This window comes from Rhizobium sp. NFR03, from assembly GCF_900111275.1.
GTDB lineage: Bacteria > Pseudomonadota > Alphaproteobacteria > Rhizobiales > Rhizobiaceae > Ferranicluibacter.
In genome coordinates, this window is sequence record NZ_FOGR01000004.1 from 535,370 (window position 1) to 553,627 (window position 18,258).

The following is an 18,258-nucleotide window of genomic DNA, read 5'->3' on the forward strand; positions in this document are numbered from 1 at the left end:
ATATATTCCTCAAGATGGGGATCAGCCGGCCCCGATGAACACAGGTTGCGCTGCCGGCCGCACGGCGCGGGCCCGAACGGGCGCCGCAGCACCCGACGGGATCGATTGCAGCAGGGCCACCGTATAGGGTTCGCCGGGGTTCTCGAAGATGTCGGACACCGCGCCATGCTCCACGATCCGGCCGTGGCGCATGACGGAGACGGTGTGGGCGAGCTGGCGCACCAGTGCGAGATCGTGGGAGACGAACACATAGGTGAGGCCCAGCTTGGCCTGGAGTTCGAGCAGCACGGCGACGATATCGGCCTGCACGCTGACATCGAGCGCCGAGGTCGGCTCGTCGAGCACGATCACGTCGGGACGCAGCACCAGCGAGCGGGCAATCGCCACGCGCTGACGCTGTCCACCGGACAGCGCCTGCGGTTTGCGCGTGACCAGATGCGCGCCGAGCCCGACATCGGACAAGGCCGCGCGCACCCATTCGGCCCGCTCCGCAGGCGTTCCGATCCTGAAGCGGTCGAGAGGTTCGCGTACCAGACGCTCGACGGTCCATGTCGGATCGAGCGAGGTGAACGGGTTCTGGTAGACGAGCTGGAGATGCCGCCAGGCCGTCTGCATCGAGCGGCGCGTGCGCCCGGTGATGGTCTCGCCGGCGACCGTGATCTCGCCGGTATCGGGCTGTTCGAGCCCGAGCAGCAGCCGGATCGTCGTCGTTTTGCCGGAGCCCGACTCGCCGACCAGTGCATGAGTCGTGCCCGACGGGACCGAGAAGGAGACGTCGTTGACAGCTGTCAACGCCCTGCCATCGACCTCGAAAGTCTTGGTGAGGTTGCGAACGGTAATCTTCGGCGCGCTATCCTTAAGGCGACGAAAACCGGGATCGCGCAGCGCCGCATAGCGATGCGGGTTCAGCGCGGGCACATCGGCATGCAGCTTCTTCGCGTAGAGCGAGGTGGGGGAGGCAAAGACGGCGGCTGTGCTGCCTACCTCCTGCACGGAGCCGTCCTTCAGCACCACGATGCTGTCGGCCCGCTCGGCTGCAATCGCGAGATCGTGGGTGATCAGAAGCAGGCTGATGTCGAGATCCTGCTGAAGACGCGAGAGCAGATCGAGGATGCGCTTCTGGATGGTCACGTCGAGGGCCGAGGTCGGCTCGTCGGCCACCAGCAGGAGCGGCCGGGGCAGGACGGCAAGGCCGATCAGCACACGCTGGAGCATGCCGCCCGAGAGCTGGTGTGGATAGCTGTCGAAGACGCGCTGCGGATTGTCGAGCCCAACCTGCGCGAAGGTTTCGAGGATACGCTCTTTGGCGATGCGTAGGTCGCGCTCGTCGGTCAGCGCCACGGCCTCCAGCGCCTGCGAGCCGATGGTGCGCACGGGGTTGAGCGCATTGCCCGGGTCCTGCGGCACGAAGCCGATGGCGCGCCCGCGCAGCGGCCGGAAGCGGCGCTCGGAAAGGCCGAGGATCTCTTCGCCATCGAACGAGACGCGGCCGCTCACGCAGGCCGATCCGGGAAGGAGGCGCAGCACGGTGCGGGCGATGGTGGACTTGCCGGAACCGGACTCGCCGATGAGCGCGAGGCTTCGGCCACGGCCGAGCGAGAAGCCGACATCGGTCACGACGCGGTTTGCGCCATAGGAGACGTCGAGGTTCTCCACGTGGAGGAGCGGCGCTGCGCGCTCCGTCGCGATGTTGCGGGGGAAGGCGGCGGTCAGTCTGTCGTGCGGAGCCATCGGCTGATCCTGTTTACTGAGAGGACTGTGGCAATCGTGACGAGGGCCGGGGCGTAAACCAGCCAGGGCCATTTGGGATAGTCCTTGCCGATCGAGATCAGCAGGCCCCAGTCGGAGGCGGGCGGCGGATCGCCGTAGCCGAGAAAGGCGAGGCTGGCGATGACGAGGATCGCGTCGCCGAAATGCAGAACGCCAAGCGGGAGAACCGAGCGCGAGGCATTCGGCAGCACGTGGCGCAAGAGGATATGCCAGCGGGAGCCGCCTGACAGGAAGGACGCCTCGACGAAGGTCGCCTCCCGCGTCTTGATCACCTCCGAGCGCATGACGCGGGCAAAGACCGCGACGGCGGAGACGCCCGTTGCAATGGCCGCATTGATCGTGTCGAAGCCGATCGCCGTGACGACGATGACTGCAAGCAGGAATTTCGGGATCGCCAGCAGCACATCCACGAAGCGGGCCAGCACCGTATCGACCCAGCCGCCGAGAAACCCGGCGACGAGCCCGATGAGCCCGCCGGCGAGGACGCCGATGACGACGGCGATAAGCGCGCTGGTGACCGATGAGGCACTGCCGAAGACGACGCGGGCAAAGAGGTCGCGGCCGAGATGATCGGTGCCGAACCAGTGGGCAAGGCTCGGGGGCCTCAGCTTGTCGGCGGGTACCCCCGCGATCGGGTCATGACCGGTAAAGAGGCCGGGCGCGAGCGACCAGGCGATGACGAGCGCGACGAAGACGAGCGACAGCATGACGGGAAGCGGCGGAAGCGCCGGCCGGCGGCGTGCCGGCGCGAGGTGTGCGGCGGTGGCCGTGGAGAGAAGGGTCATGGCGACGTTGCTCCCGCAGGTTTGGACGCGGAGGGGCGGAGGGCTCTCGTCCCCGACAGTTTCACGCGCGGGTCGAGCAGGGGATAGACGAGATCGGCGATGAGATTGGCGAGCACGAAGACGACGGCTGCCAGCGACACCACGGCCTGCAGCACCGGCAGATCCTGCGTGCTGACGGAGCGCTGAACGAGGCTGCCGATGCCCGTGCGGCCGAAGACCGTTTCGGTGATCAGCGATCCGCCGAGCAGCTCGCCGATGGTGAGCGCGATGACGGTGACGACCGGCAGCGAGGAGGGCTTAAGCAGGTGGCGGGTGAAGAGATGGAACTGCCGCAGCCCGCGCCCACGCGCCACCGCGATGTAATCCTGCCCGGCTTCATGGTCGAGGCTTGCGATCAGCACCTCCGCGATCTGGGCCGAAATGGGGATGGCCAGCGTGACCGCGGCAAAGAAGGTCGCCCAGGCGCTATCCGGATTGATGACCCGGAAGAGCCCGAGCTGGAAGCCGAAGAGGTGGATGAGCAGCAGCCCGATGACGAAGTTGGGTACCGAGAGGAACAGCGAGGGAAAGGCGCGCAGCAGCCCTTGTCCGTAGCGTTTCGGCAGAACCTGCGTGCCGTAGGCGACGACCACCGCCAGCACCAGAGCGAGGGCGAGCGCAGATGTCGCGAGGATGAGGGTCGAGGGCAGCACCTCGGCGATCATCGTCGTCACCGGCCGGCTGGAGCGCATGGAGAGGCCGAGATCGCCTGTGAGGAAGCCCGAGAGTGACGACCAGAGCTGTTCGAGAACCGGCCGGTCGATGCCCTGTGCGGCTACGATCTGCGCGATCTCCTCCTCGGTGAACCCGTTCTGGGGATTGCGCAGCACGCTGGTGATCGGGTCGCCCGGCAGAATGCTGACGACCACGAAGGTGAAGACATAGGCGAGCAGGATGACGATGGCGGCCTGCGCCAGCCGCTTGCCCGCATAGGTGAGATAGGGGCTGTTCATGCCGCCGCTCCCGCGTTTGCTGCCATCATTGCCCGACCTCGCTCTTGGTCGCGGTGTAGTAGCTGGCATAGGCGACGCCGTTGTAGACCTCGCCCTTCAGCGCTGGCGACTGGACGTAGACGCGCTGGACGATCTGGGTGCGGGGAATGAAATAGCCCTGTTCCAGCACATATTTCTGCAGCGTATTGAGGAGGGGCAGCCGGGCCTCGATGGTGCTGGCGCCCGCGATCTTGTCGCGCAGGTCGTTGATAGTCGTGTCCCGCTCGTCGAGCGCGAACCAGTTCTCGCCATTGTTGGCATTGGTCAGGATGCCGGCGACGGTGCCCGCGTCGATGAAGCTGCGCGTGACCTCGTAGGCGGGAACGGCGGCGCCGCCGAACTTGACCTTCTCGCCGAATGTCACCACGTCATAGGCGCGGATGGCGACTTTCCAGCCGATCTTGCCGAGTTGCTGCGATAACAGCTCGTCCACGGCTTTCGAGGTCGCGAGATAGGGATTGGAGTGGAGCGTCAGCAACAACGGCTTGCCGTCCTTGACGCGCACGCCGTCAGCGCCCTTCACCCATCCGGCCTCGTCGAGCAGTTTTTCGGCCTTTTCCGGATTGTACGCAAGGAGATCGCTCTGATCGGTCGCACCGGGCACATTGCTCTGGATGAAGGAGGTCGCGAGCTTCCAATCCGGCGTATAGACGGTGTCGATGATCTCCTGCCGGTTGATGCCTGCTTGCAGCGCCTGACGCACCTTCACATCGTCATAGGGCGCGAGCTTGGTGTTGATCGCAAAACCGTTGACGAAGCCGAGATAGCGCGGCGTGGCCACCGTGAAGCCCTCGTCCTTCAGCGACGACAGCTCCTGCGGCGAAGCGTTGTAGGCGACATCGGCCTGTCCGGACTGGACGGAGGCGACACGCAGCGACGGCTCGGTGACGAGCTTGTAGGTGATGGTATCGAGGAAGGCCGGGCCTGTGTGGCCGACGGCGGGCGGGCCCCAGTTGTAATCCTTGCGCTTGACGAGCGTGACATGATCGCCTTCCTTCCACGACTCGACGATATAGGGGCCGCTTCCGGCAGTCCTGGAAAGATCCGCCTGTTCGGAGGCCGGCTGGGCGAGCGTCTTCGGCGAAATCAGGATGGAGCCGTGATAGCCGAGCGTGGGAATGAAGCCGAGCGTCGGCTTCCTGAAGGAAACCTTTACCGTCGCCGCATCCACGGCCTCTGCGCGCTCGTAGGTCTTGGGGAAGAGGCCGATCGGATTGATGCCATCCTTCTTGCGTCCGGCATACCAGATATCGAGATTGGCAACGACGGCTGCAGCATCGAGCGGCGTCCCATCCGAGAAGGTAACGCCCGGCTTCAGGTGCAGCGTGAACTCCGTAGCGTCGACATTCTGCTCCCAGCGCTCGGCAATCCACGGGCTGACCTTCCCGTCCGCATCGACATAGAGAAGCTTGTCGGCCACGTGGCCCCAGATATGGCCCTGGAAGCTGGAGATCGCGCTGTTGTTGGGGATCCATGTATCGCCGAGCGAGTCGATGAGGAAGGTGATGTCGCCACCCTCCTTCTTCGCATCGTTCGCGAATGTGGCAGCGGGGCCGGCAACTGTCGCAAGGAGCGCGAGCGCGGTCATGGCCGAGGTGGCGCGCAGCAGGCGGCGGCGGGCGGGGGAGAAGCGGGTGAGGGAAAGCAGGGAGGCGCGGTCGGTCATGCGGTGTTCCTGAAAAGGTTCGGGTTCTCGTAGCCCGCCGGCCATCGCAGGCTCTCGCGGGAGATCAATTTTGTAGCTGGCTAAAGGAAGGTTGCCGGACAACATGTGCCACCGCCGGCAATGCCGATACAACGGGTGCCCGCCGATGCCGGGAGGCCGGTGACAGCCTTGGGAATGTCAATGTCCGGAAATGCGGGTGCTGTCTCTCGGTTCACGGTCGTCGGCTCTCGTTTCTGAAGCCTAGACTAGGGTGCAGCGCACGCGATGAGAAAGACCAGTTGTTCTTATTCGATCGATTTTATAGATTATTTTGGTCGGTTTTCGCCCTTGGCCGGGATCAGCGTTTCAGGCGGGGATCGAGGCGATGTTTATGATGGTCTTCACGCGCTCCAAGCATTGAACCCGCAATTGACAACGCCATCCTTGCACCGCTGTCTCCAGCGTCAAGGCATCTCACGCTTGTCAGAAGTCGAAGGCGACCAAATGCGCCGATCCGATTCAGTCAGACCGAATGGCGTTCTGGCGCGGACTTCACGCGCTTTCGCGCTGCATGCTTAAATTGCAAGAGGGGCCATAATAGCTCTACGGCGCAATTTAAGGGTGAACGGAAAGCGTACAGATACAACAATGTCGTTGGTATGTTCTTCAACTCGCAAGCATGCGGTGGTGGTTTGAAGTAGTGATTTTAAATCAGCTGAATCTTTATAAGAAAAGATGCATTTTTGGAAACTTTTGTCCTGAAATTTCGCCATAACGCAAAACTTATTTTGCAAACGACCTGTGGCGTGGCAAAAGATACATGCATACGACCGATGGCCAACCTCATGCGGTGGCGCAATGATACGCACTATAACAGCGTAGCCGCACTTTACGAGGACCAGCTTTGCACTCGTCTTAACAGGTAGGAACATCCTGACTTTGACCGCGCTTACAGGCATGACGAAGATTTCATTTTATCGTCTGACCTCAGCTTTCCGGAACTCTGCCGCGGCGAGCCGGAGCGCAGCAAAGTTTGCGCCGCAATACGACATGCCGGGCGATACAATCCTCATCTGCGGCCAGACGAGTTCCTGCAGGGATCTGGTGGCCGAAGCCCTTGCCAGCGAGGCTGGCCGCGATGCGCGCCAGAGCCTGCGCCCTCATGCACAGCCCCGGACGAACGCGCAGCGCGAAGATGACACGCATGCTTCCCCGGTTGCGCAACTGGAAGCATTCATGCTGGCGGACATCGTTATTCTCGTGATCGACGCCCGTGACCCGGCGCATGACGGGCTGCCCGGCTTGCTCATCCGCCACCATCTCTTCCGCAGATGCGGCCTCGTCATCGCGGTGACAGCGCTCGAGCAGACCGAGGATGGAAGGGCATTTTTCGAGACCCTTCGTAACGAAATCGCGGCATTCTGCATGGACCGCGAGATGCCGCCAATGGTTCCGCTTGCCGGCAACCTGTCCGACCCGACCCAAGGCCACGACAAGCTGGCCTTTTACCCCTCCTGGTTTGCTGGGCAGACGCTCCGCGAGGTCCTCGAAGCCGAGGCCGCGCGCTCGATGCCATGGGAGGAGCGGCCCTTCAGATTGTCGGTCTCAGCCTTCGATCGGAGCCAGCCGGACGGGCCGTCCATCGAGGGCGTGGTCTACCAGGGCCAGATCGCGGTAGGCGAGCAGGTGCGCATCCTGCCCGGCGGCATGCTGTCGTCTGTTGGAGGGCTTATGACGCTTGCCCGAAAGGCCGAGGACGGCGCAGGTCATGCTGCCTTGCGCGTGACGCTCTCAGGTCCGGCTGCCTGCCGCCCGGGCCTGATCCTGGTGCCGGCGGACCGCCCCTGCGAGGTGACCGACCAGGTCGAGGCGACGATCGCCTGGTTCGACGACGCGCCGCTTCTGCCAGGGCGCACCTATGGCTTCAACCTCGGCGGGCAGTCAGCATCCGCCTCGGTGACCAAGGTCAAACAGGCGGTCGATCTCGACACGGCCCACGCTCTGGCGGCCGACAATCTTGGCCCGTCTGCCGCCGGCGTAGCCCATATTGCGCTCGACACGCCGTTGGCCTTCGATGTCGAGACCAATGGCCTCAGTTGTTTCCACCTTACGGACCCTGTCGCCGGCCACGTGATCGGCCTCGGACGGATCCAGCATGCCTTGCGCCGCGCTGACAATATTCACTGGCAGGCGCTGACCATCGACCGCCGCCGCCGCGCAGCAATGAAGGATCAGACGCCGCTGGTGGTCTGGATGACTGGCTTGTCCGGCGCCGGAAAATCCACGATCGCCAATCTGGTCGAACAAAAGCTCGCCGTAGCAGGCAGGCACACCTTCCTGCTCGATGGCGACAATGTGCGCCACGGCCTGAACCGCGACCTCGGCTTCACCGAGCCTGAGCGAGTGGAAAATATTCGCCGAGTGGCGGAGGTGGCTCGCCTCATGAGCGATGCCGGCCTGATCGTTCTGTGTGCCTTTATATCGCCCTTTCGCAGCGAGCGGCAGATGGCGCGCAAGCTGATGGGATCAGGCGAATTCATCGAGGTCCACGTCAAGGCATCTGTCGAAATCGCCGAAGCCCGTGATCCCAAGGGGCTATATCGCAAGGCCCGCGCGGGAAAACTCAAGAACTTCACGGGCATCGACAGCCCCTATGAAGAGCCGGAAGCCGCCGAGGTCGTACTGGACACTTCCGTTCTTTCCGTGCAGGAGGCAGCCAACCTGCTGGTCCGGCACATTACCGACAGTCTTCAAAGACGGTGAAAAAGCCAACTCATGCCGAACAGTAACAACATCAACACGCCCTTGACCCTGATCTCCTTCGGTCGCTCCGGCACCTCGCTGATCTCCTCGGTTCTCGATCAGCATCGCGAGGTGGAGTTCGTTGGCGAGACCGCACAGACTATATTCTTTGCCTGGATGGCAGCGGAACAGAGCAGTGGCGTGGTCAGAATGAATGCTGACCGGAATCAAGTCTTCGACCGGAATGCCTTCAGCGCGCGGGCGGTCCAGGGCCTCTTTTCCCACCTCTTCCCGTCCCAGAAGCGCTTCTGGCTGCATAAGCCGATCGGGATTCCGCAGGCGATATGGCATTATGCGGGCGACGATTTTCCCGCATGGTATTGGAACGTGCTGCATCAGAGCTTTCCGGGATCGAGGATGTTCACGATCCTGCGCAACCCCGTGGATGTCGCGGTCTCGGCCCGCCTCTACTGGGGCTTTGACAGTGAGGAGATCGTGCAGCAACTTGCGCAGATGGCGGAGCTGATCATTCATCCTTACGCCTCGGTCAGCTTCGCGGTCAACTATCACGACTTCGCCTCCGAGCCCGCAGTCCAAGTGCCGAAGCTCTGCGAGCAGCTCGGCATAGATTATCAGCCTCAGATGCTGGATGCCTTCAAGGTCAGGCATGTCGAGCATCGCCAAAGCGCTGCGGTGATCGAAACGGCTGTTCGGGAGATCCTGGCCGTCGAAAACCTGGAAACCTATCTGGAACGCATCGCCGTTATGTGGCGAACCTTTGGCCCAGAACCAGACTCTTTTCTGCAGACCTCGAAATATCTGCGGGCGCGGTAAGCGGTCCGAGCCTGATGGACGGAATCGATGTTGATACGCGCCCGCGGCGATCTCACGGATCAAATTTTATATCTGTAACTCCATTTTGAGACAGAATCTCAGTAACGCCCTTCACGATTTTGATATTTGCCGTGCGAGGCGCTGCAAGCGGTTGCAAATGTCAAAATAGACCGCTGGAACATCGGACCGATTTCGGATGGTATTGCGATCAAGCGCGGAGACCTGCCGCTCGTTATAAGAGGTAGTTCTGCGATTTGTTGAAGTCTCCTTGAGCGGCACTTGCGGAATACTATCCGGAGATGGTGAGCCCATAACGCATTTGCGTTGTCTGATAGGACTCGGATTCTCCGTCCGAGTTGCTTGTCTTGCGGATAGGGACGCATGTCGCCCGTCCCCAACACCAGGCATCATATCTTCAAGTTACTCTTGCCGATCGATACGCTCGGGCTCCCCGCTCTCCTGAGGCTCTGTCTCGCCTGGCGAGTTGCTCTCTTCTTCGGTTCCAGCCAAGGCCTCCTCAAGCGCGCGAATCCGCTCGGCGCGGGCCTCCAGCTGCGGCTCCCACCACTCGCGCTTCGTCTTTTCATGCGTCTCGACCGTCTCTTTTAAACGTCCGATTTCCGGAACGAACCAGTCGTCGATCAGCTGGCGGCTTTCATCGAGCTGCATCTGCAGGTCGGCGATCACCAGCTGCGCCCGCTCGGCCTCGCTGATCAGACGCCTGCGCAGGATCTGGACCTCCTTTTCAAACTGCAACTCGCGGCTGTCAATGCTCAGCCGCGTGACTTCGAGTGCTCCCTCGTCCTTTGGCAGGCGCGTCTTCTCGATCAGGCCCCTGGTCTTGGCCTTGAGTGCGTCAAGATCCGCAGCGAGAGCATCGTCCGAGATGTCCTGCGATCCAGACGAATCGAGAAGGAGGCTGCGGAGTCGCTCTCTGAGCGCCATCTGCTGCACCGTGCCGGTGGCCAGCCGCTCTGCCTGGTTGTCACAGAGGCTCTTCAGGCGGGCAATCTCGCTATCGCGGCTTTCGAACTGGGCTTGGCGCCATTCGACGCTGAGCCGCTCGAATTCACCGATGACGGCCTGCAACCGTTCGCTTTCGGAGGAGCCTGTCTTCTGGTTAGCCTCCAGCTCTGCCACACGCTGACGAAGCCAGCCGATCAGTTGCCAGGGCTCCAGGTAGCTCGGTAGCGATAGGGTGCTGAGCGCAAGATTGGCCGGCAGCGAGCCGCCCCAGACGCCGATATAATGTGCGCAACTCTCGTCAGTGGTGACGACGTTGTGCTGGGCCGGAATCTGAACGGCGTTCTCGACCGTCTTGACCTTGATCATGCTCACCTGATCGTGATGCGGAATTTCGACAAAGTCGTCGCCAATAGTGAAGTTCAGCATGCCCAGGATCGGCGTGCCCATAAGCCAGGTGTCAGCCACGCCAAGATGCGCCTCGGCCATTTCGCGGAACTCAGCGAAGCTATAGGGGCGGATATGAAAGCTGTTGTCATGGCCGGGATAGGCCTTGTCGTTCGGGCAGCTGATGACCATTAGGCCACCTTCGGCCAGCAAGCCGGGCAGCTTCCTCAGAAAGTCCTCCGGTTTGCCCAGATGTTCGATTGTCTCGAAGGAGACGATCACGTCAAAGAGCTCGACGTCGGCCAGCACAGTCTCCAGCTGTTCGGCATCGCCCTGAAGAAACGATATGCCATCGCCGCCAAAGAGCCGCTGCGCGGTTGCCACGGCCTGCTGATCAATCTCGATGCCCACAACCGCACGCGCACCCCAGTCGTGCATCAGACGGCAGCCATAGCCTTCGCCGCATGCGACATCCAGAACCCGCTTGCCGGCGACCAGATTACGCAAGGCCGCATAGCGGACCACATGCTCCGCACTGTTATAGCTGTGATAGGTCACTTCGGGATTGTCGAAGGGAAGACGCTCGAGGCTCATGCTCATTCCTCTGCTCAAGTTGGTGTCTGAAGTACTTAATTGAAAATCAGAATCAGCCTGATGTTTCGGGGCTCTGCTTCCACTTCAGATCTTTTTCGAAAACCTGATATTGTTATTCGTCGTTATGCTCTATGGACGCGGCTTGGCTAGCGCTGACACAGGCTTGAAGATTTCGCCGATCCTTTTCAGATAGGCCACCCGCGAATGCCGCTGACGCAGCCGGTCCGAGGCTCTTGCAGCGCGTTTACGGGCCTCGGGCCAGTTGTCATAGAGCATCTGGATCGCCTTGACGTAATTGGCAGCCACGGCATCCCGATCGACATCGCTATCGATGAGATAGCCGGTCTCTTCATCGATAAACTCTCCGATGCCGCCGACATCGGGCGCAAGGACCGGCATCCCGGCCGCCGCAGCCTCAAGAATGATGTTCGGCAGCCCGTCAAAGGCGGCTGTGTACAGCAAGGCGTCGAAAGAGGCCAAAGGCAGGGTTTCGAAACGCGTGAAGGGCCCCTTGTAAAGGAGATTTGGCAGCCCATCGAAGGCAGCCGGATCAAAGCGCGCATCGCTCCGCGTGCCGAAGACCTCGATGACGATTTCAGGTCGCTCCCGCGCCAGTTGCCGCGCGATCAGCGGCAGGAGATCGGGCCGCTTCTGGCCGTCAAGCCGCGAGGCCCAGAGCAGGCGCTGACGCGGCTGCTCATCCTGCGCTGTCTCGTGTGGGGAAGGCTCGCACAGCGTGTAGAGCACGTGCGCCTTGTCGGCGATTGGACGTCCTATCCGGTCGATGGCGTCCGACAGATGCCGGGTATGGTCCGAGACGATCGCGTGGATTACGTCGGCAGTCTCGGAGACTACCTCGAAAGCATAGCCGTTCTTGAAATCCCGGCCGAAAATTTCCGCTGACGGATCGCAGAAATAATAATGATAGATCTCCGCGCCGTCGATCTTCGCCGCAAAGTGCTTGAGAAACCTGTCGCCATAGCTGGAATGCTTGACGTGGATGCGCCTGACACCGACAATGTTCTGGAGCAGCCGCAGGGTCACCAGTTGGATGTCATCCACGCTCGGGGGCGTGGCCGTCAGCCGTGTGAGATCGACGAAGACGCTGCCTTCAGGCAGCCGGTTGAGCCAAGCCGTCTCGTCGAAGGGTTGCCCCGCCAGGAACAGGCATCGGCCTGCGGGCTCGAGATCCACCAGCGCCTCGGCAATCGAGATCAGATATTTCTCGCCACCTCCGGCCGCCAGAAAGGGCAGCAGGAAGACATCGGTGAACTGCCGTCCCGCCACCGCGTGGCAGAGATTGAAATAGGCCTCTGACGCTGAACGGTCGGCCGGCAGGTTTGACTGGATCTTGCGGCGCAAGAGAATTTCGAGATTGATGGTGGGATCGATCCGGTTGGCCGCGGCAAGAATGTCGATCATGCCGGGCTTCTGCGTAAAGTCCTCCAGCTGGAGCGCCTCGCGCGGATCGGTGTCTGGCTGCTTCTGAGCATCGAAAACAGGGGCGTTTAGTCTGAGATAAGTATAAGGCCGAAAGAGCCGACTAGGAGGAATTACAGGATTGCGAAGCGCGTTGGCGCGACGTAGCAGGCTGCCTTGTCTCTGCCGATAGAAGAGAACCGTGTTCTCTGCGATCTGAATATCGTGACCGGAGGCCAGGCATTCGCTGTTGAAATGCCATTCCTCATAGGCGAACCGAGGGTCGAGAGACATATCCAGAAACCGGAGCTCGTCGAAGACGCGGCGGTGACAAAACAGACGCGAGACATAGGGATGCTGCGCAAAGAAGTCGCAGGCGCCAATATGCTCCCGTCCATAAAATTTCCAGATATAGGAGGTTTCGCCGAAGCCTATGACATAGTTCGGAAAAATGACGGTCAAGCGGTCGCTCGATGTCGCCACGGCAAGCATGCGCTCGTAGAAGTCGAAGGAAATCAGATCATCGGCGTCGGCCGTAGCGATATAGGTCCCGCGGGCGGCGCGGATGCCGTCATTGCGCGACAGCCCCAGCGAACCATGGTCGACCTCCACGATACTTGCGCCATTAAAGGCGCTGTAATCATAGGTCTGCACAATCGCATCCGTTTCCCGGTCGGCCCTGTCGAGGACGACGACGATTTCGAAGGTGCTGCCGAGTTGGCGGGCGTAACGCACGGCCTCTTCGAGGGATAGAAGCGTCCGCACGACATACCGTGCTTCGTCATGCACATTCAGGATGATGGAGACGTCGAATTCCGCACGCGGGCCAGGCGTCTCGTTGCCGTCAAAGTTCATGCTCTGGCCCAAATGTTACCCCCGTCCGAGCGCCGCGTTCGGGCGGCATTGTCCTTCACGTATGCCGCTCTGTCGTTCGGTCAGGTTTGGCATTTGCAAGGTGGGTTTGCAAGGGAACGCCCTGTCGCATGCACAATAGGCATGGCCCTCAGTTCATGAAGGCAGGCGGCGGTACGCGATGGCAGCCTTGCCGGATCGGCGATGGCTTTGAGGAAAATTATGCCGACACGTCAACTTCTGATGTGGATGGTGCCGTCGGTTTCGCGGTCTCACATGTGTAGGCATGGCCGCAAGACCATGCGGGTGCCTCCAGCGATGCACGCATGCTGCACATGGTCTGAAGGATGGAGCAGCTTCGCCCCGAATGCTTCGACATCGCGCAGAATGGCCAACAGCCAATCCGGCCGAATCGCGACGTTATTGTTCTTGACGAGGCAGAGGAGGCAGACGCGTCTGTCTGACGCAGCCTCGACGCCGAGATTGCAGAGGCGCGAGACGTTGAAGGGGGTTGGCGCGGTGAGGCCGTCGCGGTTCGGCGCGCCTTGTCCGCCGGGCTTTTGACAGGATTCGACCCTTCCGAAAGGCAGCTTCCAGGGAAACCGGACGGCAAATTGCGGATATTCGCCTTGGGCCACGTAGCGGCCGTCGCGAATGGAGAGATCGCGTTTCGCTGCCAAGCTTAGCACGACATTGCGGCCAGCATCAGGTGAACGAGCCGGTCAGCCTGGGCAGGGCCATCCCCGCCGCGGTGCGCATAGCCTCAACCGCCTCACGCCAGTACTGCTCATGATTCAACCCATCGATATCTCGCGCCACGCCACCGTCCCGGAGCCTGATGTCGGGTCATCGCATCTCGCGATAGGCGCCGCCACGGAGCCGAAGCGTAACCTTCCTCCGTCGGCTTTCAGGCAAGGTGCGGCGACAAGGGTCAGCCCGATCAGGACTGACCGGACAGGGCTGTGTCCCCATAGACCCTATTAACATAGCGTGCGGCCGTGGCGAAGGCGTCAGGCCCACCGGCCTTGGCGGCGAGCATTTCCACCACCACCCAGCCGTCATAGCCTTGGGCGCGCAATGTCGCGGCGGCGCCCGGGTGATCTGCGACAGGCATGTCGAAGCCGCGCAGATCCGGCTCGGCAGCATGGAAATGCACGATCTTGCCGGCACAGCCATGAATGGCCTCGATAATGCTGTCGCCGCTCAGTTCGACGCAACTCGTATCGAGATGAATGCCGAGCCCAGGATGGCTGACCGCATCGACCATCTCGCGCATCTCGGTCCACCGATCGAGAAAGTCGCAGCCATAACTCTGCGGAACCGGCTCGAGGCCCAGCACCAGACCATATTGCGCGGCGACCTGCGCCAGCGCACCGAGCCGCTCTCGGCCCAGATCGAAGGCCTCCGCCACGCTGAGCGCACCGCGGCGGCGCTGGCGCGGCGCGCCGAACACAGCCGTGCGCGCGCCTAGCGCTTGGCCGACCCTGCCGACCAGATGAATATGCATGCGCATACGCTCAAACGCGCTAGGCTCGCTTAGTAACTCGACACCCTCGGCGCCGAAGAAGATCGCCTGCAGCGACGAGGCGCTGAGACCGAAACGTGCGAGATTGCCAGCATAATCGGCCAGCCGCTGGTCGGTCAACTCGCTCCAGGGGGCGATCCGAGTCGGAGCCACCTCGATGCCGGTAAAGCCGATAGCCGCCAGCGCTTCGAGTTCGCTTACGGTCGGCTCCTGCTCAAAAGCCAGATTGGATAGGCCGAGCTTCATGCCTTGGCGCTTTCGATGAACAGCTTGAGTTCGTCCAGCATGGTCGCGCGGTCTATATGATAATCGCCTTGACCGCCGAGAAGAGTGGCATGCAGCGTGCGCATGTCGTATCGCGGCGCGGCCTGCGATGGCCCGCCGATCTCTGTGCCGGGAAAGAACGTCTCGACAATGGCGGCGGTCTCCAGCGGCTCGACCGCAACATTCACCACTTCGAGGCCCGAGGCCACGACTCTGTCGAGATCGTCGGCGAAGCGGCGCATCGGATACCATTGCAGCGCAGCGTTCGGCACGATCTTATCGACCTGGTTGCCGACGATAAGATCGTAGATCGGGTTCTTCTTCAGGCCTTCGCCGAAGAGGCCCGGCAGGCGGATGATCGTGCAGCGCTTGAAGCGGGCCTGCGCCCAGAGTTCCAGTTCGCGCCGATGACGGCCATAGGGCTGCGCCAATGCCGGATCGGGCTGATCGGCCTCGCTCACGCCAACGGGGACGGGATAGACATCGACCGTGGAAACCAGCACGAAATGATCCGCCTTCACCGTTTCCAGCGGCTCCGTCAGCAGGGCTATGCCGGCCTTGTCCTGCTCCGGCTCCTTGTTGGCCAGCCACTTGACCGCCGAGACCCCGGCGCAGACCAGCGTCGAAAAATGCTCCCCCTTGATCTCTTGAATGTTGGAGGAATTGTAGCGTGCGTCGTAGGCGTGGCTGCGCGCCAGCGTCGAGCCGACGAACCCCGTGTAACCGATCAAGCCCGTCTTTGCGCTCATCTGCTCGCTCCCCCGAAACCCGGCATGAGAATGTCGTCGCGGATTGCGAAGGATCGCGCAACAGGTCCTTTGGAATTGTTTTCTTCAAGCAGCGAGAGAATCCGCTCCGTGGCGTAGAAAATCGTGTCGATCTTGCCCGAGAGCACGCTGAACGTTCGGCCATCGCGATAGATGGCGCAGCTGCGGTCATCTTCCTTACCCATCGGCTTGGTCTTGATAGAGAGCTGAACACCGCCATAGCTGAAGGAATCTGCAAAATGCGGCACATAGCGGCGGATCTGCTCTTCCATCGCCGCACGCTTCATCGCCACCAGTTCACCATCGACGCTGCGCAGCTTTGCCCAGGCCTCCTCAGAACTCGCATATTGCCCAAGCGGCGTATGTACCACGCTCGACAGGGTGAAGATCGAGGGATCCTCTGTCGGATAGACCGAGCAGAGCGGCCCATCCACGAGCGTGATCGCTGGATGCGGCTCTTTGGCTTCGTAGTAGAGCAGCATGGTCGGCTCGAAGAAGATGTCGCGCGGAATATCGGAGAAGTGGCCCCAAGTTGCGTCAATCACATAGTCGAAGCGCTCGCCATCCACCTCCACATGCGTATCGAACCGCTTCAGCGACGTGACCCGGGCGTTAAGCTGGAGGATATTGGCAAGCCGCTCCTCGAAATGTTCACGCGCATGCTTGATCATCAGCACCCGCTCTTCCGCCAGCACCGCGCCGCTGATATTCTCGAGCCAGGGCTTGGTCTGCGTCGTCTCGATGAAATCGATGCCCGAGGAGGCCATGATCATCTTGTAGGTTGGAAAGTCCATCAGGCTGTCGCGGTTCGGTACGGCATAGATGTTGTGCGCGATGGGGGCGGAGAGATCCGGATAGCGCTCCAGAAAGCGCAGGAAGCCATCGCGCGACTGCTGCCGCGTGCCGTGATGGCGGGCATAGTGGAAACCCATGTGCAGGCGGAACTGGTTGTTGCCGGAGGCACAATGCAGCGTCCGCCGCTCTGCCTCGAATATCTTGACCTCGAAGCCAAGGCTCGCCAGCGAAGAGCCGATGTGGCAGCCATACCAACCGGCCCCGATGATTGCGACTTTAAAAGGCAATTCCGTCTCCACGAATATGTCAAGCGGCTTTTATCGACTTCCACTGAAAGCCTTGGGGAAATAATAACACGTCCGCGGCCGCATATCACCGCGCGCGAACGCAGTCAAAGCCTCTTCAGTCTGCCGCGACCAACTGAATGACCATCACACGAAGAGCCTCAAAAGAAAACGTCATGTCATCAAGCGCCGTCGAGCGGCATGGACATTGTCACCAAATTATGCGAAGTGCTCGGCCGATATTTACAGCACAACCTTAACCATTAGAAGGCGACAAAGATTAACCCTAAAATACATTACCATTTTTAATGTAAGATTCAGGGAAATTTTTGGATTATTGCTAAAAATCAAGCAGAAAGCAAAGAAGGTGCATAGCGGTGGCAAAAGTCGGAATATGCTTCATTTTCAACCATCCATTTCCACTTCAAATCCCCATTTTGAGGAAAATTTACGGGCCAAGATTCTCGAAAATACTTTTTCTTATTCCGTTTCACAGAGATGAAGAAAGTGATGATGTTCACACAGTCTATCATGGCGCGTATAGTTTCGACGCAATAATTGTTGACGCACGTGATAGAATTAAGGAGCGGTTCAGTGACTGTGAGCACGTCTTGTTTGTTCACAACGATCTCATGCTGGCGGGCCGCTACAATGAAAATTCTGTTACTGATCTTCTAAATCTCAACGAGCACCCCTTCATTGCAGGCGTCGGTAAGTTGGGAAGATTTGCCTTCGATTGGATATGGAAGGCCGCCCTACCTTATAAGTGGCGCTTTCCTATGGACCCTTTTCTCGGCAGTGGGGCGGAAAAGGCTAAGCAATATCTTCCAAGCAGGGAGGTCGTCAGCAAAATCTCTGAAGGCGCCGGCCATGATGGGGGGCCTACTCATCTAGAGGCTAGAGAGTCGGATTTGAGTTACATGTATTTTTATCCCTTTATATATCAACAGATATACATGAATCCTAACCATGTCGATAGCAATCAGGTCTTTGAAATCGAATACCCGCTCTACGGAGGATATTCAGACATATTTACTGTGCCGATGGCTCAGTTTCCTGAATGGATTCATACGATGGGTGTTCTGGCTTCGATGCAGCTTTTCCCCGAAATAACGATCCCAACCTCGCTAGTGTGGACTTTCGGTCGCCTTAATACAGAGCATACGCTTCAGTTAAAGAGCTCAATCCTTTGGCAGAAAGATCGTGAGCTTGCAAATGATATTAACTGGGTCATTGATCGTTTTCAAGAAGGGCGTGATTATATTCATCCCGTAAAGTATGAGAGATATGCTGCGGGATCTTATGATAATCTTATTGAAGAGATTTCCAATGCGAGCGCGATGCCAAAGGTGGAAATTTGACATTGTCGTTTCTTTTCCCTCAAGCTCATATGACCTCGTAATCTTCTCTTTAAAGAAGATTACGTAATTCATAATCGTGCTTGTAGATGGAAATCATGCAAAATGAGCTTCCAAATGCTGGTGTACGCCATTGATATTAGATACACGTGTAATTTCTTACTAAGAGCATGACCCACAACGCAATCATAGATTCTGGCGCGGTTCATGGGTAGGCAGAATTCCGCATCAGGCCGTACTGGT

General features: G+C 60.0%; 13 protein-coding genes and 1 pseudogene. 4 read left to right on the forward strand and 10 right to left on the reverse strand.

Going from position 1 to position 18,258, the window contains the following annotated elements:
• Positions 1-21: 21 nt before the first annotated feature.
• Genes BSG19_RS15680 through BSG19_RS15695 form a run of 4 tightly spaced genes read right to left on the reverse strand, consistent with a single transcriptional unit; the run spans position 22 to position 5,252 of the window.
• The gene (locus BSG19_RS15680) at positions 22-1,731 is read right to left on the reverse strand and encodes an ABC transporter ATP-binding protein (RefSeq protein ID WP_092988926.1); all 1,710 of its coding nucleotides are present in this window, start codon (positions 1,729-1,731) and stop codon (positions 22-24) included.
• Positions 1,710-2,555 (reverse strand): ABC transporter permease, encoded by an 846-nt coding sequence (locus tag BSG19_RS15685; protein WP_092988927.1) that lies wholly within the window; start codon positions 2,553-2,555, stop codon positions 1,710-1,712. The genes BSG19_RS15680 and BSG19_RS15685 overlap by 22 nt, the downstream gene beginning before the upstream one ends.
• The gene (locus BSG19_RS15690) at positions 2,552-3,547 is read right to left on the reverse strand and encodes an ABC transporter permease (protein WP_092988928.1); all 996 of its coding nucleotides are present in this window, start codon (positions 3,545-3,547) and stop codon (positions 2,552-2,554) included. The genes BSG19_RS15685 and BSG19_RS15690 overlap by 4 nt, the downstream gene beginning before the upstream one ends.
• Before the next feature lie 25 nt (positions 3,548-3,572).
• Positions 3,573-5,252, reverse strand: coding sequence for an ABC transporter substrate-binding protein (locus BSG19_RS15695; protein ID WP_092988929.1), 1,680 nt, complete (start codon positions 5,250-5,252; stop codon positions 3,573-3,575).
• 372 nt (positions 5,253-5,624) lie between these two features.
• Between BSG19_RS15695 and BSG19_RS26400 the strand changes: the two are divergent.
• The 3 genes and pseudogenes from BSG19_RS26400 to BSG19_RS15710 form a co-directional block, all read left to right on the forward strand.
• Positions 5,625-5,735: pseudogene (locus BSG19_RS26400) on the forward strand (IS481 family transposase); the annotation flags it as partial.
• A 546-nt stretch (positions 5,736-6,281) separates the two neighbouring features.
• Positions 6,282-7,994 carry an adenylyl-sulfate kinase gene (cysC, locus tag BSG19_RS15705; RefSeq protein WP_170866001.1) on the forward strand — a complete coding sequence of 571 codons (1,713 nt, stop codon included), beginning with the start codon at positions 6,282-6,284 and terminating at the stop codon, positions 7,992-7,994.
• A 42-nt stretch (positions 7,995-8,036) separates the two neighbouring features.
• On the forward strand, positions 8,037-8,807 hold the full coding sequence (locus BSG19_RS15710) for a sulfotransferase (RefSeq protein WP_170866002.1): 771 nt from the start codon (positions 8,037-8,039) through the stop codon (positions 8,805-8,807).
• A 420-nt stretch (positions 8,808-9,227) separates the two neighbouring features.
• On the opposite strand, the gene BSG19_RS15715 is transcribed toward BSG19_RS15710, so the two are convergent.
• The 6 genes from BSG19_RS15715 to BSG19_RS15735 all read right to left on the reverse strand — a co-directional run bounded on the left by BSG19_RS15715 (position 9,228) and on the right by BSG19_RS15735 (position 16,660).
• On the reverse strand, positions 9,228-10,751 hold the full coding sequence (locus BSG19_RS15715) for a class I SAM-dependent methyltransferase (protein ID WP_170866003.1): 1,524 nt from the start codon (positions 10,749-10,751) through the stop codon (positions 9,228-9,230).
• Between the two features lie 129 nt (positions 10,752-10,880).
• Complete coding sequence (locus BSG19_RS15720; RefSeq protein WP_092988934.1) at positions 10,881-13,025, reverse strand: glycosyltransferase; 2,145 nt, start codon at positions 13,023-13,025, stop codon at positions 10,881-10,883.
• Positions 13,026-13,294: 269 nt separating this feature from the next.
• A complete protein-coding gene (locus BSG19_RS15725) occupies positions 13,295-13,660 on the reverse strand; it encodes a hypothetical protein (RefSeq protein ID WP_139274783.1) in 366 nt (121 codons plus the stop codon).
• A 302-nt stretch (positions 13,661-13,962) separates the two neighbouring features.
• Entirely contained in the window at positions 13,963-14,793 is an 831-nt protein-coding gene (locus tag BSG19_RS15730) for a sugar phosphate isomerase/epimerase family protein (protein WP_170866004.1), read from the reverse strand.
• Positions 14,790-15,560, reverse strand: a complete 771-nt coding sequence (locus tag BSG19_RS26115) for a Rossmann-fold NAD(P)-binding domain-containing protein (protein ID WP_170866005.1) — start codon at positions 15,558-15,560, stop codon at positions 14,790-14,792. The genes BSG19_RS15730 and BSG19_RS26115 overlap by 4 nt, the downstream gene beginning before the upstream one ends.
• The gene (locus tag BSG19_RS15735) at positions 15,557-16,660 is read right to left on the reverse strand and encodes an FAD-dependent oxidoreductase (RefSeq protein WP_092988937.1); all 1,104 of its coding nucleotides are present in this window, start codon (positions 16,658-16,660) and stop codon (positions 15,557-15,559) included. Before BSG19_RS15735 ends, BSG19_RS26115 begins: the two co-directional genes overlap by 4 nt.
• A 374-nt stretch (positions 16,661-17,034) precedes the next feature.
• On the opposite strand from BSG19_RS15735, the gene BSG19_RS15740 reads away from it, so the two are divergent.
• Entirely contained in the window at positions 17,035-18,018 is a 984-nt protein-coding gene (locus tag BSG19_RS15740) for a hypothetical protein (protein WP_092988938.1), read from the forward strand.
• Positions 18,019-18,258: the final 240 nt, after the last annotated feature.